This is a genomic window from Cupriavidus sp. MEYA8, from assembly GCF_059278825.1.
The window spans coordinates 1,232,114-1,255,619 of sequence record NZ_CM181221.1; the positions used below are offsets into that span (position 1 = coordinate 1,232,114).

29 protein-coding genes and 2 tRNA genes are annotated in these 23,506 nt (G+C 65.3%); 24 read left to right on the forward strand and 7 right to left on the reverse strand.

The window, feature by feature from the left end:
• The first annotated feature begins 46 nt into the window (after nucleotides 1-46).
• The 4 genes from AC5WJ1_RS05730 (at nucleotide 47) to AC5WJ1_RS05745 (ending at nucleotide 3,494) form a co-directional block, all read left to right on the forward strand.
• Complete coding sequence (locus tag AC5WJ1_RS05730; protein ID WP_133097455.1) at nucleotides 47-649, forward strand: TRAP transporter small permease; 603 nt, start codon at nucleotides 47-49, stop codon at nucleotides 647-649.
• The gene (locus AC5WJ1_RS05735) at nucleotides 646-1,950 is read left to right on the forward strand and encodes a TRAP transporter large permease (protein WP_195429556.1); all 1,305 of its coding nucleotides are present in this window, start codon (nucleotides 646-648) and stop codon (nucleotides 1,948-1,950) included. The genes AC5WJ1_RS05730 and AC5WJ1_RS05735 overlap by 4 nt, the downstream gene beginning before the upstream one ends.
• 61 nt (nucleotides 1,951-2,011) lie before the next feature.
• A complete protein-coding gene (locus tag AC5WJ1_RS05740; protein WP_135704986.1) occupies nucleotides 2,012-3,040 on the forward strand; it encodes a DctP family TRAP transporter solute-binding subunit in 1,029 nt (342 codons plus the stop codon).
• Nucleotides 3,041-3,092: 52 nt separating this feature from the next.
• Nucleotides 3,093-3,494 (forward strand): acyl-CoA thioesterase, encoded by a 402-nt coding sequence (locus AC5WJ1_RS05745; RefSeq protein ID WP_133097453.1) that lies wholly within the window; start codon nucleotides 3,093-3,095, stop codon nucleotides 3,492-3,494.
• Nucleotides 3,495-3,497: 3 nt separating this feature from the next.
• On the opposite strand, the gene AC5WJ1_RS05750 is transcribed toward AC5WJ1_RS05745, so the two are convergent.
• Nucleotides 3,498-4,043 carry a PAS and helix-turn-helix domain-containing protein gene (locus AC5WJ1_RS05750; RefSeq protein WP_133097452.1) on the reverse strand — a complete coding sequence of 182 codons (546 nt, stop codon included), beginning with the start codon at nucleotides 4,041-4,043 and terminating at the stop codon, nucleotides 3,498-3,500.
• Nucleotides 4,044-4,232: 189 nt separating this feature from the next.
• On the opposite strand from AC5WJ1_RS05750, the gene AC5WJ1_RS05755 reads away from it, so the two are divergent.
• The 3 genes from AC5WJ1_RS05755 to AC5WJ1_RS05765 all read left to right on the forward strand — a co-directional run bounded on the left by AC5WJ1_RS05755 (nucleotide 4,233) and on the right by AC5WJ1_RS05765 (nucleotide 6,164).
• Nucleotides 4,233-4,934 (forward strand): CoA transferase subunit A, encoded by a 702-nt coding sequence (locus AC5WJ1_RS05755; RefSeq protein ID WP_063238512.1) that lies wholly within the window; start codon nucleotides 4,233-4,235, stop codon nucleotides 4,932-4,934.
• Between the two features lie 11 nt (nucleotides 4,935-4,945).
• Complete coding sequence (locus tag AC5WJ1_RS05760; RefSeq protein WP_133097451.1) at nucleotides 4,946-5,584, forward strand: CoA transferase subunit B; 639 nt, start codon at nucleotides 4,946-4,948, stop codon at nucleotides 5,582-5,584.
• A 199-nt stretch (nucleotides 5,585-5,783) separates the two neighbouring features.
• Complete coding sequence (locus AC5WJ1_RS05765) at nucleotides 5,784-6,164, forward strand: putative zinc-binding protein (RefSeq protein WP_133097450.1); 381 nt, start codon at nucleotides 5,784-5,786, stop codon at nucleotides 6,162-6,164.
• Between the two features lie 51 nt (nucleotides 6,165-6,215).
• Here the strand turns inward: AC5WJ1_RS05765 and AC5WJ1_RS05770 are convergent, their stop codons facing one another.
• A complete protein-coding gene (locus AC5WJ1_RS05770; protein ID WP_135704987.1) occupies nucleotides 6,216-6,704 on the reverse strand; it encodes a DUF411 domain-containing protein in 489 nt (162 codons plus the stop codon).
• 9 nt (nucleotides 6,705-6,713) lie between these two features.
• Nucleotides 6,714-7,490 carry a 3-hydroxybutyrate dehydrogenase gene (locus tag AC5WJ1_RS05775; RefSeq protein ID WP_133097448.1) on the reverse strand — a complete coding sequence of 259 codons (777 nt, stop codon included), beginning with the start codon at nucleotides 7,488-7,490 and terminating at the stop codon, nucleotides 6,714-6,716.
• A 229-nt stretch (nucleotides 7,491-7,719) separates the two neighbouring features.
• Here AC5WJ1_RS05775 and phaZc point away from each other — a divergent pair, with 229 nt between their 5' ends.
• The 14 genes from phaZc to AC5WJ1_RS05845 all read left to right on the forward strand — a co-directional run bounded on the left by phaZc (nucleotide 7,720) and on the right by AC5WJ1_RS05845 (nucleotide 20,422).
• Entirely contained in the window at nucleotides 7,720-8,598 is an 879-nt protein-coding gene (gene phaZc / locus AC5WJ1_RS05780; RefSeq protein ID WP_133097447.1) for a 3-hydroxybutyrate-oligomer hydrolase PhaZc, read from the forward strand.
• Nucleotides 8,599-8,650: 52 nt separating this feature from the next.
• Entirely contained in the window at nucleotides 8,651-9,013 is a 363-nt protein-coding gene (locus AC5WJ1_RS05785; RefSeq protein ID WP_135704988.1) for a RidA family protein, read from the forward strand.
• A gap of 15 nt (nucleotides 9,014-9,028) precedes the next feature.
• Entirely contained in the window at nucleotides 9,029-11,254 is a 2,226-nt protein-coding gene (locus AC5WJ1_RS05790; protein ID WP_494476404.1) for a RelA/SpoT family protein, read from the forward strand.
• Nucleotides 11,255-11,275: 21 nt separating this feature from the next.
• Nucleotides 11,276-11,352, forward strand: a tRNA-Val gene (locus AC5WJ1_RS05795).
• Nucleotides 11,353-11,719: 367 nt separating this feature from the next.
• The gene (gene thrS, locus AC5WJ1_RS05800) at nucleotides 11,720-13,627 is read left to right on the forward strand and encodes a threonine--tRNA ligase (protein ID WP_135704990.1); all 1,908 of its coding nucleotides are present in this window, start codon (nucleotides 11,720-11,722) and stop codon (nucleotides 13,625-13,627) included.
• Nucleotides 13,628-13,674: 47 nt separating this feature from the next.
• On the forward strand, nucleotides 13,675-14,196 hold the full coding sequence (gene infC, locus AC5WJ1_RS05805) for a translation initiation factor IF-3 (protein ID WP_081479471.1): 522 nt from the start codon (nucleotides 13,675-13,677) through the stop codon (nucleotides 14,194-14,196).
• A 166-nt stretch (nucleotides 14,197-14,362) separates the two neighbouring features.
• The gene (gene rpmI / locus AC5WJ1_RS05810; RefSeq protein WP_006575466.1) at nucleotides 14,363-14,560 is read left to right on the forward strand and encodes a 50S ribosomal protein L35; all 198 of its coding nucleotides are present in this window, start codon (nucleotides 14,363-14,365) and stop codon (nucleotides 14,558-14,560) included.
• Between the two features lie 28 nt (nucleotides 14,561-14,588).
• Nucleotides 14,589-14,945, forward strand: coding sequence for a 50S ribosomal protein L20 (rplT, locus tag AC5WJ1_RS05815; protein ID WP_008650487.1), 357 nt, complete (start codon nucleotides 14,589-14,591; stop codon nucleotides 14,943-14,945).
• Nucleotides 14,946-15,195: 250 nt separating this feature from the next.
• Nucleotides 15,196-16,227, forward strand: a complete 1,032-nt coding sequence (gene pheS, locus AC5WJ1_RS05820; RefSeq protein ID WP_029047729.1) for a phenylalanine--tRNA ligase subunit alpha — start codon at nucleotides 15,196-15,198, stop codon at nucleotides 16,225-16,227.
• A gap of 70 nt (nucleotides 16,228-16,297) precedes the next feature.
• On the forward strand, nucleotides 16,298-18,745 hold the full coding sequence (gene pheT, locus AC5WJ1_RS05825) for a phenylalanine--tRNA ligase subunit beta (RefSeq protein ID WP_195429550.1): 2,448 nt from the start codon (nucleotides 16,298-16,300) through the stop codon (nucleotides 18,743-18,745).
• Nucleotides 18,746-18,834: 89 nt separating this feature from the next.
• Entirely contained in the window at nucleotides 18,835-19,245 is a 411-nt protein-coding gene (locus AC5WJ1_RS05830; RefSeq protein WP_063238522.1) for an integration host factor subunit alpha, read from the forward strand.
• A gap of 132 nt (nucleotides 19,246-19,377) precedes the next feature.
• Nucleotides 19,378-19,800, forward strand: a complete 423-nt coding sequence (locus AC5WJ1_RS05835) for a MerR family transcriptional regulator (RefSeq protein ID WP_133097442.1) — start codon at nucleotides 19,378-19,380, stop codon at nucleotides 19,798-19,800.
• A 56-nt stretch (nucleotides 19,801-19,856) separates the two neighbouring features.
• Nucleotides 19,857-19,933 (forward strand) — tRNA-Pro (locus AC5WJ1_RS05840).
• Nucleotides 19,934-20,140: 207 nt separating this feature from the next.
• Entirely contained in the window at nucleotides 20,141-20,422 is a 282-nt protein-coding gene (locus AC5WJ1_RS05845) for a hypothetical protein (protein WP_240745947.1), read from the forward strand.
• A 206-nt stretch (nucleotides 20,423-20,628) separates the two neighbouring features.
• Here AC5WJ1_RS05845 and AC5WJ1_RS05850 read toward each other — a convergent pair whose 3' ends face one another.
• The 4 genes from AC5WJ1_RS05850 to AC5WJ1_RS05865 all read right to left on the reverse strand — a co-directional run bounded on the left by AC5WJ1_RS05850 (nucleotide 20,629) and on the right by AC5WJ1_RS05865 (nucleotide 22,171).
• On the reverse strand, nucleotides 20,629-20,913 hold the full coding sequence (locus AC5WJ1_RS05850; RefSeq protein ID WP_133097441.1) for a hypothetical protein: 285 nt from the start codon (nucleotides 20,911-20,913) through the stop codon (nucleotides 20,629-20,631).
• A 3-nt stretch (nucleotides 20,914-20,916) separates the two neighbouring features.
• Nucleotides 20,917-21,165, reverse strand: a complete 249-nt coding sequence (locus AC5WJ1_RS05855; protein WP_133097440.1) for a hypothetical protein — start codon at nucleotides 21,163-21,165, stop codon at nucleotides 20,917-20,919.
• 185 nt (nucleotides 21,166-21,350) lie between these two features.
• Nucleotides 21,351-21,857 (reverse strand): cupin domain-containing protein, encoded by a 507-nt coding sequence (locus tag AC5WJ1_RS05860; RefSeq protein ID WP_135704992.1) that lies wholly within the window; start codon nucleotides 21,855-21,857, stop codon nucleotides 21,351-21,353.
• Nucleotides 21,858-21,895: 38 nt separating this feature from the next.
• Nucleotides 21,896-22,171 (reverse strand): hypothetical protein, encoded by a 276-nt coding sequence (locus tag AC5WJ1_RS05865; RefSeq protein WP_240745948.1) that lies wholly within the window; start codon nucleotides 22,169-22,171, stop codon nucleotides 21,896-21,898.
• A 229-nt stretch (nucleotides 22,172-22,400) separates the two neighbouring features.
• Between AC5WJ1_RS05865 and AC5WJ1_RS05870 the strand changes: the two genes are divergently transcribed.
• The 3 genes from AC5WJ1_RS05870 (at nucleotide 22,401) to AC5WJ1_RS05880 (ending at nucleotide 23,497) form a co-directional block, all read left to right on the forward strand.
• Nucleotides 22,401-22,790 (forward strand): DUF6566 family protein, encoded by a 390-nt coding sequence (locus AC5WJ1_RS05870; protein ID WP_133097438.1) that lies wholly within the window; start codon nucleotides 22,401-22,403, stop codon nucleotides 22,788-22,790.
• Between the two features lie 45 nt (nucleotides 22,791-22,835).
• Nucleotides 22,836-23,024 (forward strand): hypothetical protein, encoded by a 189-nt coding sequence (locus AC5WJ1_RS05875; protein WP_133097437.1) that lies wholly within the window; start codon nucleotides 22,836-22,838, stop codon nucleotides 23,022-23,024.
• 101 nt (nucleotides 23,025-23,125) lie between these two features.
• Nucleotides 23,126-23,497 carry a hypothetical protein gene (locus AC5WJ1_RS05880; RefSeq protein WP_494476405.1) on the forward strand — a complete coding sequence of 124 codons (372 nt, stop codon included), beginning with the start codon at nucleotides 23,126-23,128 and terminating at the stop codon, nucleotides 23,495-23,497.
• Nucleotides 23,498-23,506: the final 9 nt, after the last annotated feature.

Here is a 23,506-nt window from a genome sequence, read left to right on the forward strand (position 1 = left end):
GCAGTGGCCGCCTGGCCCAAGCGGCCCTGGACCGGAGGCCGGGGAGATGGAGCAACAAGAAGAGGCACGGCGCAATGCCGTGCCGCAACACGTCGTCGATTCCGCGGTGATCCCGCGGGCGGCAGACGAAGCGCAGGACGCTGAATTCCGGGTTTCACCCCGCCTCGAGGACTGGATTGGCGTGATCGTGATGCTGCTGCTGGTCGGCATCACCTTCGCCAACGTGGTCGTCCGCTATTTCACCGACGAGTCGTTTGCCTGGACCGAGGAATTCTCGGTCTTCCTGATGATCGTGCTGGCGCTCGTTGCCGGCAGCGCCGCGGTGGCGCGCGATCGCAATATCCGCATCGAGTTCTTCTTTGAGCGCGGCAGCGCGGCGCGCCAGCGCCGGCTGGCGATCCTGTCGGCACTGGCGGTGGCTGTAATGTTCGTCGCGCTGGCGGTGCTGGGCGCGCGCATTACGTGGGATGAGTACACCTTCGGCGAAACCTCGCCCGGCATCGGCGTGCCGAGCTGGTGGTACTCGATCTGGCTGCCGGTGCTGTCGGCCGGCATCGCACTGCGCGCGCTGGGCCTGGCGTTGCGCAACGTGCGTGCTCTCAAGGCGCTGCATGAACAGAACCGGGTGGCGAAGGAGCGTTTGCAATGACGCTGGTTGCCATCATCCTGTTCGTGGTCTTTATCGGCCTGATGCTGCTGGGCGTGCCCATCGGCGTGTCGCTGGGGCTGGGTGGCCTGGTCGCGATCGGCCTGTCCAACCTGGACACCCAGATGTTCGGCCTGCTGGCCGTGCCGCAGAACTTCTACGCGGGGCTGGCCAAGTATCCGCTGCTGGCGATTCCGATGTTCGTGCTGGTGGGGTCGATCTTCGACCGTTCCGGCGTGGCGCAGCGGCTGGTGACCTTCGCCATTGCCGTGGTCGGGCGTGGACCGGGCATGCTGCCGCTGGTGGCGATCCTGGTGGCGATGTTCCTCGGCGGCATTTCCGGTTCGGGCCCGGCCAACGCGGCCGCGGTCGGCGGCGTGATGATCGCGGCGATGTCGCGCGCGGGCTATCCCGGCTCGTACAGCGCCGCGGTGGTCGGCGCGGCGGCCGCGACCGACATCCTGATCCCGCCGTCGGTGGCCTTCATCATCTACAGCGTGCTGGTGCCGGGCGCTTCAGTGCCGGCGCTGTTCGCCGCGGGCATGATCCCGGGCGTGCTGGCCGGCGTGGCGCTGATCGTGCCGGCGGTGTGGCTGGCGCGCAAGCACAACATGGGCGCCGCCGAAGCCGCGCTGCCGCGCCCCCCGTTCTGGAAGAGCCTGCGCGAAGCGGCGTGGGGCCTGGTGGCGCCGTTCCTGATCCTCGGCGGCATGCGCGCGGGCTGGTTCACGCCGACCGAAGCCGCGGTGGTGGCGGTGGTCTATGGCCTGTTCGTCGGCATGGTGGTGTACCGCAGCATCGGCATGCGCGACTTGTTCACGATCTTCCAGGAAGCGGCCGAGACCTCGGCGGTGATCCTGCTGGTGGTCGCGCTGGCCGGCATCTTCGCCTATGCGCTGTCGACGCTCGGCGTGATCGATCCGCTGGCGCAGGCGATCGCCAGCTCCGGGCTGGGCGAATACGGCGTGCTGGCGCTGATCGTGCTGCTGCTGATGACGGTTGGCATGTTCCTCGACGGCATCTCGATCTTCCTGATCTTCGTGCCGCTGCTGCTGCCGATCGCCAATGCCTTCCACTGGAACCCGGTGTGGTTCGGCGTGGTGCTGACGCTGAAGGTGGCGCTCGGACAGTTCACGCCGCCGCTGGCCGTGAACCTGATGGTGTCGTGCCGGATCGCCCGCGTGCGCATGGAAGAAACCGTGCCCTGGGTGATATGGATGCTGCTGGCGATGTTCATCGCCATGCTGATGGTGCTGGCCTATCCGCCGCTGGCGACCTGGCTGCCGGAGTACCTCGGCTATTGATCGCTGTTGACTTCATTTTGCATTCACAAACAAGAACTGACGATTCCCGAGAGGAGATGAAATGAAACGTCGTGCCCTGATGCTTGCAACGGCCGCCGCCATTGCCGCTTCCGCCTTCGCCCCCGCCGGCGCGATGGCCCAGACCTACAAGTCCGAGTACAAGATGTCGCTGGTGCTCGGCCCGGCCTTCCCGTGGGGCAAGGGCGGCGAGATCTGGGCCGACCTGGTCAGGCAGCGCACCAACGGCCGCATCAATATCAAGCTGTACCCCGGCACTTCGCTGGTGGCCGGCGACCAGACCCGCGAGTTCTCGGCGATCCGCCAGGGCGTGATCGACATGGCGGTCGGCTCGACCATCAACTGGTCGCCGCAGGTCAAGGAGCTGAACCTGTTCTCGCTGCCGTTCCTGATGCCCGACTACAAGGCGCTGGACGCGCTGACGCAGGGCGAAGTCGGCAAGTCGATCTTCTCCACGCTGGAGAAGGCCGGCGTGGTGCCGCTGGCCTGGGGCGAGAACGGCTTCCGCGAGGTGTCGAACTCCAAGCGCGAGCTGCGCAAGCCGGACGACCTCAAGGGCCTGAAGCTGCGCGTGGTGGGCTCGCCGCTGTACATCGAGACCTTCAACGCGCTGGGCGCGAACCCGACGCAGATGAGCTGGGCCGACGCGCAGCCGGCGATGGCCTCGGGCGCGGTCGATGGCCAGGAGAACCCGCAATCGGTGTTCGCCGCCGCCAAGCTGTACACGGTCGGCCAGAAGTTCGTGACCACCTGGGGCTACGTGGCTGACCCGCTGATCTTCGTGGTCAACAAGCAGATCTGGGAAAGCTGGACCCCGGCCGACCGCGAGATCGTCAAGCAGGCCGCCATCGACGCCGGCAAGCAGGAAATCGCGCTGGCCCGCAAGGGCCTGGCCGAGGCCGGTGCGCCCGCCTGGAAGGAAATGGAAGGCCATGGCGTCAAGGTCACGCACCTGACGCCGGCCGAGCATGACGCCTTCCGCAAGGCGACCGCCAAGGTCTACGACAAGTGGAAGAAGCAGATCGGCACCGACCTGGTGACCAAGGCCGAAGGCGCGATCGCCAAGCGCTAAGTCATGCAGCAGGCCCGCCAGCGTTGGCGGGCCTGTTGCTTTGGAGGCTGAGATGAAGCACGTTTATACGGTGGTCATGCCGATCCGGTGGGGCGACATGGATGCGATGGGCCATGTCAACAACACCGTCTACTTCCAGTACCTGGAGCAGGCGCGCATCGAGTGGTTCGCGTCGCTGGGGCGCGGCGGCAAGGATGCGCAAGGGCAGGGGCCGGTCATCATCAATGCGCATATGACCTTCCTGAAGCAGCTGCGCTATCCGGGCAATATCGAATGCCGCGTTTATGCGGGGCAACTGGGGCGCACCAGTTTCGAAACGCGCATGGAGATCCGGCGTACCGATCTGCCTGACGTGGTGTGGGCGGAGGGCGGGGCGAAGGTCGTGTGGTGCGATTATGCGGTGGAGAAATCGGTGCCGGTGCCGCCGGAGATCCGGGCGATTATCGAAGGCTAACCCTCAGTGGTTCACCAGCCGCTGCACCAGGTCCACCGACGTACTCGCCCCATACTTCTTCATCAGCCGCGCCCGGTAGATATCCACGGTGCGCGGGCTGATCGCCAGCAGCTTGCCGATTTGCTTGCTGGTCTTGCCTTCCACCAGTTGTGCCGCGATGTCGCGTTCGCGCGCGGTCAGCTCGGCCGTCACCTGCCGCTTCTGCGACAGGTCTTCAAAGGTCCAGATCCCCGCGCCCAGCGGCTGCGCGCGGTCCAGCGCGCGTCCGGTGACGTGGCACCAGAACAGTTCGCCGCCGGCGCGCTTCATGATGCGCTCGTCCGAATACATCCCGCGCTTGTTCATGATCGGCGCGATGCGGGCGCCGGTGCGCTCGAACTCGTCGGCGGTAGGGTAGAGTACCTGGAACGACTGGCCCAGCAGCGCCTCGCGCGTGGTGCCGAAAATCCGGCAGACTTCCTCGTTGCAGTCCTCGATCACGCGCTCGCGTGACAGCACCAGGCCCACGGGGGCGAGCTGGAAAGCGGTCTGGTAGTCGATGGCGGGCATCTACTTATGTATTTTTACGTAATGGCGTAGCCGGCGGGGCTTGCGTATGCTGTCGGTCGGACGATAAACGGCGCCCGTCATCGACTGCGCCGATTGTACCGTTACAATTTCCCTGCGTCGCCCACCGCACAAGCGGGCGGCGGAAGCACAACAGCGGAACCCCGAGGAACTACCGAGGAAGGAGCGAACATGAACAAGGTCTACGCCAGCGCCGCAGAAGCGCTTGCAGGCGTCGTCCGCGACGGCCAGACGATCGCCGTTGGCGGTTTCGGCCTGTGCGGCATCCCCGAGGCGCTGATCGCCGCGCTGCGCGACAGCGGCGTCAAGCAGCTCACCTGCATCTCCAACAATGCCGGCGTCGACGGCTTCGGCCTGGGCCAGTTGCTGGCCACGCGCCAGATCAAGAAGATGATCTCGTCCTATGTGGGCGAGAACAAGGAGTTCGAGCGCCAGTACTTGGCGGGCGAACTCGAACTCGAATTCACCCCGCAGGGCACGCTCGCCGAGAAGCTGCGCGCCGGCGGCTCGGGTATCCCGGCCTTCTTCACCAAGACCGGTGTCGGCACCATCGTCGCCGAAGGCAAGGAAGTCCGCGAATTCGATGGCGAGACGTACGTGATGGAGCGTTCGCTGACGGCTGACGTGGCGCTGGTCAAGGCATACAAGGCCGACAAGGCCGGCAACCTGGTGTTCCGCCGCACCGCGCGCAACTTCAACCCGATGTGCGCGATGGCGGGCAAGGTCACCATTGCCGAGGTCGAGCATATCGTCGAGACCGGTGAGCTGGACCCGGACGAGATCCACCTGGCCGGCATCTTCGTGAAGCGCCTGGTGCTGAACACCAATCCCGAAAAACGCATCGAGCAGCGCACCGTGCGCGCGGCCAGCTAAGGAGACGCATCATGGCATGGACACGTGACGAAATGGCCGCGCGCGCCGCGGCTGAGCTGCAGGACGGTTTCTACGTCAACCTGGGCATCGGCCTGCCGACGCTTGTGGCCAACTGGGTGCCGGAGGGCATGGAAGTGTGGCTGCAGTCGGAAAATGGCCTGCTCGGCATCGGCCCGTTCCCGACCGAGGAAGAAGTCGACGCCGACATGATCAATGCCGGCAAGCAGACCGTGACGACGCTGCCGGGCTCGTCGATCTTCTCCTCGGCCGATTCCTTCGCGATGATCCGCGGCGGCCACATCGACCTGGCCATCCTGGGCGCGATGCAGGTCAGCGAGAAGGGCGACCTGGCCAACTGGATGATCCCGGGCAAGATGGTCAAGGGCATGGGCGGCGCGATGGACCTGGTCGCCGGCGTCGGCCGCGTGGTGGTGCTGATGGAACACACCGCCAAGAAGAAGGACGGCACCGAGGACATCAAGATCCTGAAGCAGTGCAACCTGCCGCTGACCGGCGTGGGCGTGGTCAATCGCATCATCACCGACCTGGGCGTGATGGACGTGACTGCGGAAGGCCTGAAGCTGGTCGAAACCGCACCGGGCGTCAGCCGCGAGGAAATCCAGGCGAAGACCGGGGCGCCGTTGCTGTAAGCAAGCCTTCGGCCATTGCCTGACGGGCCCTGTGGCGCACTGCGCCACAGGGCTTTTTTCATTTGGTGTTGCCGACCACGCCGATCGGCCGTGCGGGCTAGCTCTATCGGCGAATGGCCCGCCGCCGCACAAGTCACTATGCTGGCCGCTTCCCGGCAGGCGTGGTCCTGCCAACCAAAGTCCTGACGGAAGGTACGCGATGCCGGCTTCTCCCACCCGATCCCTGCCACTGGTGTATGCCTGCTCTGGCTGCTCCAGCGTGGCGCAACTGGCCAATGCGTGCGCGGTGCGGCTGGACCGCAGCGGCCGCGCCGAAATGTCGTGCATCAGCGGCGTGGGCGGCGGCGTGCCGGCGCTGACGCGCGTGGCGCAATCGGGCCGGCCGATCCTGGCGCTGGATGGCTGCCCGCTGGCTTGCGTGCAGGCTTGCCTGGCAAACGTGGGCGTGGTGCCGGACCAGCACCTGGTGCTGAACCGGCTGGGGGCGGTCAAGCGGCAGCACGGTGAATGCACCGAGGGCGAGACCGAGGCGGTGTGGCGGGAAGTCGAAGCGGCTTTGGAAAGCCTTGCGGGGGTTTAGGGAAGGCCGGACGCGCGGCGGCGCATCCGGCAGGGCGGCGGGGCGGACGCCTTAGGCCGCCGGCTTGTTGTAGCGGGTGAACACCGAGGCCGCGCCGTCGGCCTTGACCAGCAGCACGTCGAACGGATCCTTGCGCGGCCCCTGTTCCATGCCCGGCGAGCCGACCGGCATGCCCGGCACCGCCAGCCCGACTGCCTTGGGTTTGGCGGCCAGCAGCTTGCGGATATCGGCGGCCGGCACATGCCCCTCGATCGCGTAGCCGCCGATGTAGCCGGTATGGCAGGAGCCGAAGCGCTCCGGCATGCCGAAGCGCTTGCGGTAATCGCCGGTATCCTCGACATCATGCACCGTCACCGTGAAGCCATTGGTGCGCAGGTGCTTGACCCATTCCTCGCAGCAGCCGCACAGCGGGCTCTTGTAGACGTCGATGGCAAGAGGCCTGGCCTGCGCGAAGGCATCGGCCGCAGGCCCCAGCGCGCCCACCGCGATCGTGCCGAGCGCCAGCGCGCCCAGGGTGCCGAGAAAACGTCGTCGTTGCATCGTAGATCCTTACTGCGCCACCCAGCCGCCATCCATGTTCCAGATCGCGCCGCGAACCTGGCGTGCCGCGTCGGACGACAGGAACACTGCCAGCGCGCCCAGCTCGTCGGGCGTCACGAACTCGCCCGAGGGCTGCTTCTCCAGCACCAGCTCGCGCTTGGCCTGCTCGACCGGGATGCCTTCCTTCTGCGCGCGGGCTTCGACCTGCTTCTGCACCAGCGGGGTCAGCACCCAGCCCGGGCAGATCGCGTTGGCGGTCACGCCGGTCTGCGCGGTTTCCAGCGCGGTCACCTTGGTGAAGCCAACGATGCCGTGCTTGGCAGCCACGTAGGCCGATTTCTGTGCCGACGCGACCAGCCCGTGCGTCGACGCCACGTTGATGATGCGGCCCCAGTTCTTCTGGCGCATGCCGGGCAGCGCCAGGCGCGTGGTGTGGAAGGCCGAGGTCAGGTTGATGGCGATGATGGCGTCCCAGCGCTCGGTGGGAAAGTCCTCGATGGGGGCGACGTGCTGGATGCCGGCGTTGTTGACCAGGATGTCGGCGCCGCCGAAGTCGGCCTGCGCATAGCGCATCATGTCCTCGATCTCTGACGCCTTGCTCATGTCCGCGCCGTGGTAGCCGACCTGGATGCCCTGGCCGGCCTGCGCGATCTCGTTCTTTGCGGCGTCCGCGTCACCAAAGCCATTGACGATGATGTTGGCGCCCTGGGCCGCCAGTGCCTTTGCGATGCCGAGCCCGATGCCGCTGGTCGAGCCAGTCACCAGAGCAGTCTTGCCTTTGAGCATGTAAGCCTCCGTCGAGAGAGATTCCACAGGAAGGAAAGGGCGGCCCGGGTGGCCCGGTCCGCCTGGTCTGGCACCGCCACGCACCGGCATGCATCGGCGCGCGGGCGCGTGCGGTGGCGCAGACAGTGTGCTGTGGCATTGTACCCGGTGCGGCGTACAATCCAGTTTTGCTCAACCACCGGCAGCGCCGCTTTTTCGCGGTCCCGGCCGGGTCCGTCAGGGAGTCCAGATGTCTGCCAGTCCGCGCCTCGGTTTTGTCCAGTGCATCAGTCCGGCGGGCCTGCACCGCATGGCCTACCACGAATGGGGGGATCCCGCGAATCCGCGCGTGCTGGTATGCGCGCACGGGCTGACGCGCACCGGCCGCGACTTCGATGCCGTCGCCAGCGCGCTGTGCGGCGACTATCGCGTGGTATGCCCCGACGTGGTCGGGCGCGGCCGCTCGGAATGGCTGGCCAATCCGGACAGCTACATCGTGCCGCAGTACGTGTCCGACATGGTCACGCTGATCGCCCGGCTCAATGTCGAGCAGGTGGACTGGTTCGGCACCTCGATGGGCGGGCTGATCGGCATGGGACTGGCGGGGCTGCCCAAGTCGCCGGTGCGCAAGCTGCTGCTGAACGACGTCGGCCCCAGGATCGCGCCGTCGGCGGTCGAGCGCATCGGTGCCTACCTGGGCCTGCCGGTACGCTTCAAGACCTTTGAGGAAGGGCTGGCATACCTGCAGACCATCAGCGCGTCGTTCGGCCGCCACACGCCGGAGCAGTGGCGCGAGCTGAACGCCGCCATCCTGAAGCCGGTGCAGGGCGGCGACGGCCTGGAATGGGGCTTGCATTACGACCCGCAACTGGCCGTGCCCTTCCGCAAGTCCACGCCGGAAGCGGTGGCGGCGGGCGAGGCCTCGCTGTGGCGCAGCTTCGAGGCCATCGAAGCCTCGGTGCTGGTGGTGCGCGGCGCGCAGTCCGACCTGCTGCTGCGCGAGACCGTCGCCGAGATGGTGGCACGCGGCAAGCATGTGAGCTCGGTGGAAGTCCCTGAAGTGGGGCATGCACCAACCTTTGTCGATCCGGCGCAGATCGCGATCGCCCGGCAGTTTTTTGTCGGGTGAGTTGGCGCGCATCGCGCGGCGGACCTGTATTTTTATCGATCAACGCATTGTCATGAGTAACCTTGAACTGAAGCGCGCCCACGTGGGCAAGCGTTTGTCCGAATATGCGGTCTACAACGGCGTGGTCTACCTGGCCGGGCAGGTGCCCGAGGTCGACCCTAAGGCCGATATCCGCGGCCAGACGCGCGAGGTGCTCGGCCATATCGACCGCCTGCTGGCCGAGGCCGGCAGCGACAAGACCCGCATCCTGTCGTGCCAGATCTTCCTCGCCAACGTCGACCTGATCGGCGAGATGAACGAGGTCTGGGACGCCTGGGTGCCGCAAGGCAACACGCCCCCGCGCGCCACGGTGGAAGCCCGCCTGGCCAATCCCGATTACCTGATCGAAGTGGTGGTGACCGCTGCGCTCAACTGATGCAGGCGTAGGGACATGGTGACGTCGACCGACCTGGCTGGCCGGATCGCAGGCATTCCGGATGCTGAACTGGTGGGCCGTGCGCTGGCGTACGTGCGCGAGCACGGCGCCGGCGTGGCGCTGCCTACGGGCGAGACGGTGCAGTCGCACGCTGAGGGGATGCTGCGCATCCTCGATGGCCTGCGCGTGGACGATGCCGCGCGCGCGGCCGCCTGCCTGTTCGGGTTGGCGGCATTCGTGCCCGACACCGAAGCCGAGATCGAGCCGCGCTTCGGCGAAGAAGTGGCGCGGCTGGTCAACGGTGTGCGGCAGCTGCTGCGCATCGGTGCCATCGCCGGCAATCGCCCCGATGTGGAAGCGGCCACGCCGTCGAAGAACGAGGCGCAGGCGCGCCACGAGCAGGTCGAGGCGCTGCGCAAAATGCTGCTCGCATTCGCGCAGGACATCCGCGTGGTGCTGGTGCGGCTGGCCTCGCGTCTGCAGACGCTGCGCTGGCTGGCCGAGACCAAGCACACGCCGACCGCCGGCGTGGCGCGCGAAACGCTCGACATCTACGCGCCGCTGGCCAACCGCCTCGGTATCTGGCAGATGAAGTGGGAGCTGGAAGACCTGGCGTTCCGCTTCGAGCAGCCCGACACCTACAAGCGCATCGCCAGGCTGCTGGACGAAAAGCGCATCGAGCGCGAAGGCTATATCGCCGGCGCCATCGCGCGGCTGCAGTCCGAGCTGACGGCCGCGGGCATCCGTGCCGAAGTGAGCGGCCGGCCCAAGCACATCTACAGCATCTGGAAGAAGATGCGCGGCAAGGAGCTGGATTTTGCCGACCTGTACGATGTGCGCGCCTTCCGCGTGATCGTCGACGATATCAAGGACTGCTATACGGTGCTGGGTATCGTCCACCATATCTGGCAGCCGATCCCGCGCGAGTTCGACGACTACATCTCGCGGCCCAAGGCCAACGGCTACAAGTCGCTGCACACGGTGGTGATCGGCGATGACGGCCGCGCCTTCGAGGTGCAGATCCGCACGCACGAGATGCACCACTTCGCCGAATACGGCGTCGCGGCCCACTGGCGCTACAAGGAAGCGGGCAGCAAGGGCTACGGTGGGCAGTTCTCCGCCAGCGAACGCTACGACGAGAAGATCGCCTGGCTGCGCCAGCTGCTGGCATGGAAGGACGATGCCGACCACAGCGTGGCGCATGACGAGTGGGAGCAGATCAAGCACGCGGCGATCGACGACCACATCTATGTGCTGACGCCGCAGGCGCGCGTGGTGGCGCTGCCGCAGGGCGCCACGCCGCTGGACTTTGCCTATTACCTGCACAGCGACCTCGGCCACCGCTGCCGCGGCGCGCGCGTGGACGGCACCATGGTGCCGCTGAATACCACGCTGAAGAACGGCCAGACCGTCGAGATCATCGCGGTCAAGCAGGGCGGGCCGTCGCGCGACTGGCTCAATGCGGAGCTTGGCTACCTGGCCAGCAGCCGTGCGCGCGCCAAGGTGCGGGCGTGGTTCAACGCGCTGGATTCGCAGGAGACCATCGCGCAGGGCCGCGCGCTGATCGACAAGACCCTGCAGCGCGAGGGCAAGACCGCGGTCAAGCTGGAAGATCTGGCCGCGCGGCTGAACTTCAAGACGCCCGACGACCTGTTCGCCGCGGTGGCCAAGGACGAGTTCAGCCTGCGCCATGTCGAGCATGCGCTGCGCCACCCGGAAGGCGAAATCCAGGCATCGCTCAGCGAGGAAGACGCCGTCACCAAGAAGAGCCGCGCCACCAGCGTGGCGCGCGGCGCCAAGAGCGGCGTGCTGGTGGTGGGCGTGGATTCGCTGATGACGCAGATGTCGCGCTGCTGCAAGCCGGCGCCGCCGGACGATATCGTCGGCTTTGTCACGCGCGGACGCGGGGTGTCGATCCATCGGCGCAACTGCCATACCTTCCAGCAGCTGTCGGCGCGCGCGCCGGAGCGGGTCATCCAGACCGAGTGGGGCAAGAAGAGCCATGCCGCGGTCTATCCGGTCGACATCCATGTCGAAGCCATCGACCGGCAAGGGCTGCTGCGCGATATCTCGGAAGTGCTGTCGCGCGAGAAGATCAACGTCACCGGCGTAAAGACGTTGTCGAGCAAGGGCGTGGCACGCATGCAGTTCACCGCGGAGGTATCGGAGGCCACGCAGTTGCAGCGCGCGCTGTCGCTGATCGAAGAGGTGCAGGGGGTATTGCAGGCAAAAAGAAAGTGATGCTATACTTGCGTCTTTGCTAGGCTCGTAGCTCAGCTGGTTAGAGCACCACCTTGACATGGTGGGGGTCGTTGGTTCGAGTCCAATCGAGCCTACCAACGAATTGCAGTAACAACGAAGTGCGGCAAGTCCGATTCAACCTGAAATGGAACGGAAAGGCATCATGTTCATGACACCGCGAACTACTACCGCTGGCAAGCGACAGTAGTCGAGGTGCGCCTTCCGACCCGGTTGAAACGGGTTTGACAAAGAGAAACGCGGCCTTGGCCGCGTTTTTTTTCGCCTGTCGCCTGCCAGCAGCCTGATAAGCTGCCGCTCTCGCGCGCTTCGGCGGAGCGATGTGTGCGGCAAAAAGCAATCGAACAATCGCCGGGTCGCGCAGCCGCGGACCGGTGCCCGCAAGATGCAGTTTGATCCGCCCGGCCCATGCGCAGCGCGCCGCCGGCGGAATCCTGGAGAGTCCAAATGATCGCAATCACGCTGCCGGATGGGTCCCGCCGCGAGTTTCCGGGCCCGGTGACGGTTGCCGAAGTGGCGCAGAGCATCGGCTCCGGCCTGGCCAAGGCCGCGCTGGCCGGCAAGGTGGACGGCAAGCTGGTCGACACGAGCTACAAGATCGAAGACGACGCCCAGCTGGCCATCGTCACGGACAAGGACGCCGACGGCGTCGACGTCATCCGCCACTCCACGGCGCACTTGCTGGCCTATGCCGTCAAGGAACTGTATCCGGAAGCGCAGGTTACGATCGGGCCGGTGATCGAGAACGGCTTCTACTACGACTTCGCCTACAAGCGTCCCTTCACGCCGGAAGACCTCGCGGCCATCGAGAAGAAGATGACGGAACTCTCCCGCAAGGACGAGAAGGTCACGCGCGAGGTGTGGAACCGCGATGAGGCAGTGGCGCTGTTCGAGTCGATGGGCGAGAAGTACAAGGCAGAGATCATCGCCTCGATCCCGGCCGACCAGGAAATCGGCCTGTACCGCGAAGGCAATTTCGTCGACCTGTGCCGCGGCCCGCACGTGCCGTCGACGGGCAAGCTCAAGGTCTTCAAGCTGATGAAGGTGGCCGGCGCCTACTGGCGCGGCGACTCCAGCAACGAGATGCTGCAGCGTGTCTACGGTACGGCCTGGGCCAGGAAGGAAGACCAGGAAGCCTACCTGCACATGCTGGAAGAGGCCGAGAAGCGCGACCACCGCAAGCTGGGCAAGACGCTCGACCTGTTCCACCTGCAGGAAGAGGCGCCCGGCATGGTGTTCTGGCACCCGAAGGGCTGGCAGGTGTGGCAGGCCGTCGAGCAATACATGCGCGGCCGCCTGGGCGACGCCGGCTATGACGAAGTGCGCACGCCGCAGGTGATGGACCGTTCGCTCTGGGAAAAGTCCGGCCACTGGCAGAACTACAAAGAGAACATGTTTGTCACGGAGTCGGAAAAACACGACTACGCGATCAAGCCGATGAACTGCCCGGGCCACGTGCAGATCTTCAATCACGGCCTGCGTTCGTACCGCGACCTGCCGCTGCGCCTGGCCGAGTTCGGCGCCTGCCATCGCAACGAGCCTTCGGGCGCGCTGCATGGCCTGATGCGCGTGCGCGGCTTTGTGCAGGACGATGCCCACATCTTCTGCACGGAAGAGCAGATCGTCGCGGAAGCGAAGGCCTTCAATGAACTGGCGTTCTCGGTCTACGACGACTTCGGCTTCAAGAACGTTTCGGTGAAGCTGTCGCTGCGCCCCGACCAGCGCGCCGGCTCGGACGAGGTCTGGGACCACGCCGAGGAAGGCCTGCGCCTGGCGCTGCGCGCCTGCGGCGTGGAATGGGAGGAGCTGCCGGGCGAGGGCGCATTCTATGGCCCGAAGGTCGAGTACCACATCAAGGACGCAATCGGCCGCTCGTGGCAATGCGGCACGTTGCAGCTCGACCTGGTGCTGCCGGAGCGCCTGGGTGCCGAGTACGTCTCCGAGGACAACTCGCGTAAGCGCCCGGTCATGCTGCATCGTGCGATCCTGGGCTCCTTCGAGCGCTTCCTGGGCATCCTGCTGGAAAACCATGCCGGCGCGCTGCCCGCCTGGCTGGCCCCGGACCAGGTCGTGGTCATGAATATTGCGGATTCGCAGGCAGAATACGCCGAAAACGTCGTGCAATTGCTGCAAAAACAAGGGTTTAGGGCCAAGGCCGATTTGCGCAACGAGAAAATTACGTATAAAATCCGCGAGCATTCCCTTCAGAAGGTTCCCTACCTGCTAGTGGTGGGCGACAAGGAACGGGATGCCAATCAAGTGGCCGTGCGTGCCCGTGGCAACGTGGATCTGGGTGTGATGCCCGTCTCCGCGTTTGTTGAGCGTCTGCAACACGACGTCGCCAGCAAAGCCTGAGGGTGGTGAGCACGGCTTGTTTTTTTGTCTTCTTGAGGTAACGCAACATCGCTACGGACAAAGGTCATCGCATCAACCGGGAAATCAGCGCGCCTGAATTGCGCCTGGTAGGGGTTGATAACGAGCAGCTCGGCATCGTCAAGTTCATGGACGCTCTGCGGCTGGCTGAGGACAAGGACTTGGACCTGGTGGAGATCGCGCCCAACGCGACTCCGCCCGTCGCCCGGATCATGGATTACGGGAAGTTCAAGTACGAGGAAGCCAAGCGCGCCCACGAGGCCAAGCTGAAGCAGAAAATCATCCAGGTCAAGGAAGTCAAGTTCCGGCCGGGTACGGATGATGGCGACTACAACGTCAAGCTGCGCAACCTGAAGCGCTTCCTGGAAGATGGCGACAAGACCAAGATCACGCTGCGGTTCCGTGGTCGCGAGATGGCCCACCAGGAAATCGGCGCGCGCATGCTCGAACGCCTGAAGGCGGATCTGGAAGAGATCGGCCAGGTCGAGCAGATGCCGAAGATGGAAGGGCGCCAGATGGTGATGGTGCTCGCCCCCAAGAAGAAGAAGTAATTCTTGCGCGGTGCAGCGGCCGGGATGCCAGCGCATTCCGGCGTTGCTTCGTGCGGAAGTCGCGCGCGCCCGCAAGGGCGTCGTGCAACAACAAGTGGATGCGGGTCTTGCAAGCGTCGGCGTGAGCCGGCCACCTGCATGCATGTCATATGAGCTGGAGTTTTTCATGCCGAAGATGAAGACGAAGAAAAGCGCTTCCAAGCGCTTTACTGCCCGTCCGAACGGTTCGTTCAAGCGTGGCCAGGCCTTCAAGCGTCACATCCTGACCAAGAAGACCACCAAGAACAAGCGTCAACTGCGCGGTACTCAGGACGTCCATGAGACGAACCTGAAGTCGGTGCGCGCGATGATGCCTTACGCATAACCCCTGACGATAACGAAAGGAGAATTACATGCCTCGAGTAAAGCGTGGGGTCACTGCACGGGCCCGTCACAAGAAAGTCATCGACGCTGCCAAGGGTTACCGCGGCCGTCGCAATAATGTCTATCGCATCGCCAAGCAGGCGGTCATGCGTGCTGGCCAGTACGCGTACCGCGATCGCCGCAACAAGAAGCGCGTGTTCCGCGCCCTGTGGATTGCGCGTATCAATGCCGCGACGCGTGAGCATGGCATGACCTACAGCGTGTTCATGAACGGTCTGAAGAAGGCCTCGATTGAACTGGACCGCAAGGTGCTGTCGGACATGGCTATTCACGACAAGCCTGCCTTTGCCGCCATCGTCAACCAGGTGAAAGCCACCGTTGCCTGATGCCGGCTGCGGCGGCGCGTAAGCGCCGCCGGGCAAGCACCGACCGCAAGGTCGACCGCCGACCGCAAGGTCCGCTGAAACGGGGCTCCTCACCGAGCCCCGTTTTTATTTGCAGTTCCGGATGCCGTCTTGCGTTTGTTATCGAGACGGCATCCGGAAACGCATACCGCACGCAGTGCCAACCCACGTCGCGCCGGCTTTGTTTTTTGACATTGTTCCGCCGACGTCAGAACACTCCACGACCGCCGCCATGTCTCAGGATCTGGACCAAATCGTCGCTGACGCCCAGGCCGCTTTCGCCGCCGCCAATGACAACGCCACGCTGGAAAACGAAAAGGCCCGCTTCCTGGGCAAGACCGGCGCGCTGACCGAACTGCTCAAGGGCCTCGGCAAGCTCGACCCGGAGACCCGCAAGAGCGAGGGCGCGCGCATCAACCAGGTCAAGCAGCAGGTGGAAGCCGCGCTGCAGGCGCGACGCCAGGCGCTGGCCGACGCGCTGATGAACGCGCGCCTGGCCGCCGAAGCCATCGACGTCACGCTGCCGGGCCGCGCGGTCGCCCGCGGCAGCCTGCATCCGGTGATGCGCACGTGGGAGCGTGTCGAGCAGATCTTCGGCTCGATCGGCTTCGACGTGGCCGACGGCCCCGAGATCGAAACCGACTGGATGAACTTCACCGCGCTGAACAACCCGGACAACCATCCGGCGCGTTCGATGCAGGACACCTTCTACGTCGATGGCCGCGACAGCGACGACAAGCTCCTGCTGCTGCGCACGCACACCAGCCCGATGCAGGTGCGCTACGCCAAGATGCACGTGGAGAAGTACGCGGGCAAGGCGATGCCGCCGATCAAGGTGATCTGCCCGGGCCGTACCTACCGCGTCGACAGCGATGCCACGCACTCGCCGATGTTCAACCAGGTCGAAGGCTTGTGGATCGGCGAGGACGTCAGCTTTGCCGACCTGAAGGGCGTGTACACCGATTTCCTGCGCAAGTTCTTCGAGCGCGATGACATCCAGGTGCGCTTCCGCCCGTCGTACTTCCCGTTCACCGAGCCGTCGGCGGAAATCGACATGGCCTTTGGCAATGGGAAATGGCTGGAAATATCCGGTTCGGGCCAGGTGCACCCGAACGTGCTGCGCAACATGGGCCTCGATCCCGAGCGCTATATCGGTTTCGCGTTCGGCTCCGGCCTCGAGCGCCTGACCATGCTGCGCTACGGCATCAACGACCTGCGCCTGTTCTTCGAGGGCGACGTGCGCTTCCTGCGCCAGTTCGCTTGACGCGGGACTGATTCAGCCGCCGCATCACTCGTCACCGACTACACAGAATACTTACCGGATCAGAAGCGCCATGCAATTCTCGGAATCCTGGCTTCGCACCTTCGCCAACCCTGAAAAGATCTCCACCGACGCGCTGTCGCACAGCCTGACTATGGCCGGGCTGGAAGTGGAAGAGGTGGGCCCGGTCGCGCCGCCGTTCGACAAGGTGGTGGTCGCGCACGTGCTGTCGACCGAGCGCCATCCCAATGCCGACCGCCTCAACGTGTGCCAGGTCGATGCCGGCACCGGCGAGACCCTGCAGATCGTCTGCGGTGCGCCCAACGTCAAGCCCGGCATCAAGGTGCCGTGCGCACTGGTCGGCGCGGTGCTGCCGCCGGCAGAGGACGGCGGCCAGCCGTTCGAGATCAAGGTCGGCAAGCTGCGTGGCGTGGAGAGCTACGGCATGCTGTGCTCGGCGCGCGAACTGAAGCTGTCCGAGGAGCACGGCGGCCTGCTGGTGCTGCCGGAAGACGCGCCAGTCGGCCAGAACATCCGCGAGTACCTGGACCTGGATGACCAGGTCTTCGTCATCAAGCTGACGCCCAACAAGGCGGACTGCCTGTCGATCCACGGCGTCGCGCGCGAAGTGTCGGCGCTGACCGGTGCCGCGCTGAACCTGCCCGACATGAAGCCGGTGCCGGTGACGATCCAGGACAAGCTGCCGGTAAAGGTGTCGGCGCCCGACCTGTGCGGCCGTTTCTCCGGCCGCGTCATCCGCGGCGTCAATGCGCGTGCCGTCACGCCGCTGTGGATGGTGCAGCGCCTGGAGCGCTCGGGCCAGCGCAGCGTGTCCGCGCTGGTCGATATCTCGAACTACGTGATGCTGGAGCTGGGCCGTCCGTCGCACGTGTTCGACCTGCACAAGATCCACGGTGGCCTGGACGTGCGCTGGGGCCGCAAGGGCGAGCAGATCAAGCTGCTGAACGGCAACACCATCGAGGTCGACGAACAGGTCGGCGTGATCGCCGACGAGAAGGAGATCGAGAGCCTGGCCGGCATCATGGGCGGCGACAGCACCGCCGTCACGCTGGACACCACCGACATCTACCTCGAAGCCGCATTCTGGTGGCCGGCCGCGATCCAGGGCCGCAGCCGCCGCTACAACTTCTCGACCGACGCCGGCCATCGCTTCGAGCGCGGCGTGGACTACGCCACCACGGTCGAGCATATCGAGCGCATCACCGCGCTGATCCTCGAGATCTGCGGCGGCCAGGCCGGCCCGGTGGACGACCACGTGGTCAACCTGCCCGTGCGCAAGCCGGTCAGCCTGCGCGTGGCGCGCGCCGAGCGCGTGCTCGGCATCGAGCTGTCGCCGGCCGCCATCGCCGACGTGTTCCAGCGCCTGCAGCTGCCGTTCACGCGCGTGCAAGGCGCCGAAGGCGACGTGTTCGAGGTCACGCCGCCGAGCTACCGCTTCGACGTCGAGATCGAGGAGGACCTGATCGAGGAAGTCGCGCGTATCTACGGCTTCGAGCGCATCCCGGCGCGTCCGCCGATCGCCGAAAGCGAAATGCGCCCGACCAACGAAGCCCGCCGCTCGACGCATGTGGTGCGCCACGCGCTGGCTGCGCGCGACTACCAGGAAGTCATCAACTTCGCCTTCGTCGAAGAGAAATGGGAACGCGACTTCGCCGCCAACGACAAGCCGATCCGCCTGCTCAACCCGATCGCCAGCCAGCTGGCCGTGATGCGTTCGTCGCTGGTCGGCGGCCTGGTCGACAAGGTGCGCTACAACCTGAACCGCAAGGCCGCGCGCGTGCGCATGTTCGAGGTGGGCCGTGTGTTCCATCGCGACGAGAACGTGCAGGACGGCGGCCTGACGGTGGCCGGCTACCACCAGCCGATGATGGCCGCGGGCATCGCCTACGGCCCGGCGTTTGAAGAGCAGTGGGGCATCGCCACGCGCAACGTCGACTTCTTCGACGTCAAGGGCGATGTCGAGGCACTGTTCCATCCGCGCGTGCCGCGCTTCGAGCCGGTGTCGCACCCGGCGCTGCATCCCGGCCGCGCCGCGCGCGTGCTGGTCGATGGCAAGCCGGTTGGCGTGGTCGGTGAACTGCATCCGCGCTGGTTGCAGGAATACGAGCTGCAGCACGCGCCGGTGCTGTTCGAACTGGAGCTCGACGCACTGCGCGAGACCGGCCTGCCCACGTACACCGAAATCTCCAAGTTCCCGGCCGCCGTGCGCGACCTGGCCGTGGTGGTGAAGCAATCGGTACGCGTGCAGGACATGCTCGACACCATGCGCGCGGCGCTGGAAAAGCAGGGCTATGGCCGCTTCTGCCAGAGCCTCGCGCTGTTCGACGAGTTCCGTCCCAAGGCCGCTTCGGCCGCCATCGGCGCGGACGAGAAAAGCCTTGCGTTCCGGGTGACCTTGCAAGATACTGGGTCGACCCTCCAGGACGAAACCGTCGACAGCGCAGTGCGCTCCATGGTCGACGCGCTGACAGAGGCCTTCCAGGCCCGGCTGCGTGGCTAGACTGACGCTACTAGCGACGGCTTACGATAAACAAGGGCGCCCGGGCCTTGCCCCGGGCGGATCGCCAGACAGACACTAGAGCGATCGACATGAATGATCGAGACGCGAATTCCATGACCGCTGCAGCACTGGGTGACATGAGCGACCGGCAGGCTTCCACCCTTGACGACGCGACGCCGGATACCCGCGCGCCCGAAGTTCCCACGCTGACCAAGGCCGAACTTGCCGAGATGCTGTTCGACCAGGTCGGCCTGAACAAGCGCGAATCGAAGGACATGGTCGAAGCTTTCTTCGACGTCATCCGCGAAGCGCTGGAGCAGGGCGACAGCGTCAAGCTGTCCGGCTTCGGCAATTTCCAGTTGCGTGACAAGCCGCAGCGTCCCGGCCGCAATCCCAAGACCGGTGAAGTGATTCCGATCACCGCGCGCCGGGTCGTGACGTTCCACGCCAGCCAGAAGCTCAAGGGCCTGGTGGAAGAGCGCGCGGACATCGCCGGCTGACGCTTCGCCACGTCACGCATCACCCGAAAGGCGGATTGCCTCCGCAGGCCTGCATCGGTATCCTTCTGGGCGCGCAAAACCCTGCGCGCCAACCTCATGGCCGGCATGGCCTGACGCTCGTCTACACACTGCATGTCGGACAAATCCAGCGAACGCATCGCGTTGCCGCCGATCCCGGCCAAGCGCTACTTCACCATCGGTGAGGTGAGCGAGCTTTGCGCCGTCAAGCCGCATGTCCTGCGCTACTGGGAGCAGGAGTTCACGCAGCTCAAGCCGGTCAAGCGCCGCGGCAACCGCCGCTACTACCAGCACCATGAGGTGCTGCTGATCCGGCGCATCCGCGAGCTGCTGTACGAGCAAGGCTTCACCATCAACGGCGCGCGCAACCGGCTCGACGAAGGCCGTCATCACACTGCCGCCGCGGCGGAACCCGCTGACGAACGCCGCGAGGAAAGCCCGGCAGCCTTGTCGATCGATGTAGCCGGTCTGCGCAACGAACTGGTCGAGGTGCAGCACCTGCTCGCGCAGCTGCGCGAGATCGCGAAGCCCGGATAATTTGTGCTTCCGGAGCTAGTCATACGGGAAATGCTTCTGATATAATCTTCTTCTTTCGGGGCGTAGCGCAGCCTGGTAGCGTACCTGCATGGGGTGCAGGTGGTCGGAGGTTCAAATCCTCTCGCCCCGACCAGAACAAGAAACCCGCTTGGTGAAAGCCAAGCGGGTTTTTTCTTTGCGAGTCATCGCCTGCAATGATCCGATTTCGTTTGCCATGGCTTGCATCGCATTGCCATGCGTCCGCATCGGGGCGCACGGATGTGACGAGGCGTAACGCTTTGATACAGCCGCTGGCAGCGGCTGTTGTTATGCTCGGTCATCCCCTGCGCAGGTCGTTCCCATGGCACGCATACACCTTACCCCTATCGTCATCTTCTCCTGCCTGATTGGCTCACCGGTTTCCCATGCCGGCGGCGAGTACAAGGAGAAATTCCGCAGCGGCCCCTGCAAGATCGAGCGCGAGGTCAAGCGGGATGGCGAATACAAGGAAGAGCGCAAGTGCAAGGGCGGTCCGCGCGGCTATGAGCACAAGGAAAAGTATCGCGACGGTCCGTGCCTGATCGAGCGTAAATGGGATGAGGACGGAGAGTATGAAGAGAAGGTTGAATGCAAGCGTTCATGAACGCGACCTTCGCCGCAACCGTTTCCGCATTACGCGTGTAGTGAATGTTCTGGCTGCGGCCATGGCATGACCGGACGATGGCGTCCTTCCTGCTTTAGTCCTGTTTTTAGTCCCGTTTTTAGTCCTGATTACGACGGAGGACGGATCGCGTCTTCTTGCGACGCAAACCGCTGGCGCCCGCCGGTGCCGCCTTCCGATTCGCTTGCTCACTCGGGCTCGGCGCGGTATGCGGACCAGTAGTAATGCGTGTACCGGCCATGGCGTGCCTGCTTCCTTTCGATAAACAGCCGCACGGTGCCGGCATGGCCGGCTTCGAGCAGCACTTCGCGGTGGGCGGGACCGTCGCGCGTGGCGGGGCCAAGCGTACCCAGCGCGGCGGCAATGTAGTGGCCGGGGATGCGGCCCAGGATGCCGTTGGCCCCGGGGACGGGGTAGCTGTCGGGTGCCGCTGCCGGCACGTGGCAGCGGGACGCGCGCTTGTTGTTGCCCATCGGTCAGGGCCTGCCAGGACTGATGCTGACGCCGTCCCGGGTCAGGTCCAGCAGCGGCAGGTGGCCGTAGGCGCGCAGCCGGCGGATATCCTCGCGCGCCGAGGCCGGCAGGCCGGGGCGGCAGGTCAGCGCGCGTGAGCTGATCTGGAAAATGCCGCAGCTGGGGCAGGTGTAGCGGTAGCTGCGCGGCGCGGCACGCAGGCGCTCGGCAGCGGCGCCGCAGACGGGGCAGTTGGCGGGTTCGGGTGACATAGGGCGCACAGAAGAAGTACTGTATGGATATACAGTATAGCGCTCTGTGCGGACTGTCGGAGGAAAAAGCGGTGGGCTACCCGGGTTCTTTGCCGATGGGCGCGCGCGGTGACGGCGTAGACTGGCGCCGCAGTGCTGACGGCCCGCCCGCACCCCGCCGCGGTGGGCTGTTTTTTTGCCGCGCGCTATCGCGAGAGCCGGCGCAGCAGGGCGTCGTGCCCGCTTGCCAGGCCCGCAAGCGCGGCTGCATCGGCCAGTTCGAACTCGCTGAACTGGAAGGCCGGCGCCACGGTGCAACCGACCAGCGCAAAGTCGACGCCGTCGCCAAGGTCCACGCGTTCCGCGGCGAACCATCGGCCCGCGGGCACCATCGCCTGGAATGACGCACCGTCGTGGCGCAACGGATCGCCGAGACGCTGCGTGACGATGCCGCCGTCGGCGATGCTGTGCACGTCTACCGGCGACCCGGCGTGGAAATGCCACAACTCGTCGGAACAGATGCGGTGCCATGCGGAAAAGTCGTTGCCGCACAGCATGTAGTAGATCGCGGTGCTGGCTTCGCGCGTACGCTGGTCGGCGCACACGACGCGTTTTTCGCTGCGGTAGGTTTCGCGGTAGAAGCCGCCTTCCGGGTGCGGCTTTAGTTCAAGCGTGCGGATCAGTTCGTTGGCGGCAAGGCTGCGGTCTGGCATGTCGGTGTCGGCAGGGCATGGCGGGCGGAAGCGATAGCTTAAAGCAGGGCGAAGCGTGCCTGCGCGGGGCCGACCAGCGCAGGGCGGCTGACCGGATAGCGGTGATGCGTGCCGTGCGCTTCGAACGAGAGAAAATCGGGCGTCCAGCGCAGCGACCACAGCAGGTTGGGCTCGATGCCGTGGACGATGATGGCGCCGGCGTCAATGCTGACGCTGCCGCAGGGCAGGCGCAGGGATTCGGCATCGTCGCCGAAATAAAAGGCCTCGAGCAGGATGGAATCGGACTGGTACAGGGGCATTATGGCAAGGACCATGCGGCAGCGCGGCCAGATGCAGGACGCCTGCTGATTACTGTATGAATATACAGTATAGTCGCCGCCCGCGGTCTGGTCACGTTCCGAATTCTTATTTCAGCGCACCGCGCGCCGCCAATGGCCTTCTTCCGGATTGGTATAACCTTCTGAAAGCAATACCGCGCACGCTGCCGGCGGTCTTGCGCGGGTGACAGGATGACCGGCAGGAGGCCGCTGACAGGGAATGCCGATGGCGCAGTGTAAAAGCAGGGCTTGCTGGTTTGGCCTGGGCGTGGCCATCGGTGCGGCGCTGGGCGGTGCCTGCGCGGCGTTGCTGCGGGCAAGTCCGGCGCGAGGCAGGCCGGAGCCGCGTGTGGACGCGCCGGTGGTGCCATCCAATGCCACCGCCGATCGCGCGCTGACCGATGACGCGACCGACGTGGTCGAGTATCGCGGCTTTGTCATCCACGTGTTCTGCCACGCGCTGGGGCCGGGACGTTTCAAGGCGTTGTGCGATATTTGGGAGTCCGGCGCCGTCGTGCTGGAAGGCGGCGCGCCGCCGACCACGCACGCCACGCCGGAGGATGCCCGCGCCGCGGCGATTTCATGGGCGCGGCAGTGGGTGCAACGCAATGGTTGAGCGGGCCGCTATTGGGCCCTTAATTTTCAATTTTCAGGAGAGTTCATGTTTGTTTGTGGGAACCAGGCTTGCGGCGCGCGCTGGGAGCCGGACGAGGTGCAGATCCGCAACGAAGGGCAGGGGCCGGTATTCCGCTGCCCGCAATGCGGCGCCCGCAACTATGTCGAAGCCCGCACCGCGCGTGACGGCACCACGGTCTATCGGCAGGTAGCCGCGAAGCCGGCAGCGCGCTAGCTGTATCGGCGCGGCGAGCCTGTGCAGAACCCCACGCATGTGGGGTCAAATTCACATGGCTGCCGACTTAAGCTCCATTGGGCGAGACCGTTAAACACAAAATGGACTTTGCCGACTTCCCTCAAGATTCCGCTTCCAATGCTGAACGCATGGGCTGGGCGAACGCTTCCCCGGAAGTCATCGCCAAGGTATTGAATTCGGCGCTGGCGGCGCAGGACCTGTCCGGGTTTGCCGCGCTGCTGTCGGATATTGCGCGCGACCGCGGCCTGAAGGGGCAGCGCGCCGCGCACCAGTCGATCTACGACATGCCTTACGCCAGCCTGCTGCCCCGGCAGAAGCACCTGTTGTCAGATGCCTTCGAGCTGCTGGTGCTGCTCGGGCTGGAGCTGCGCGCCCGCCAGGACGATGACGGTCTCGACACCGACCTCGACGGCGATGACGACAGCGGCGACGAAGGCAGCGCGGACGAATAAGCGCGCCTC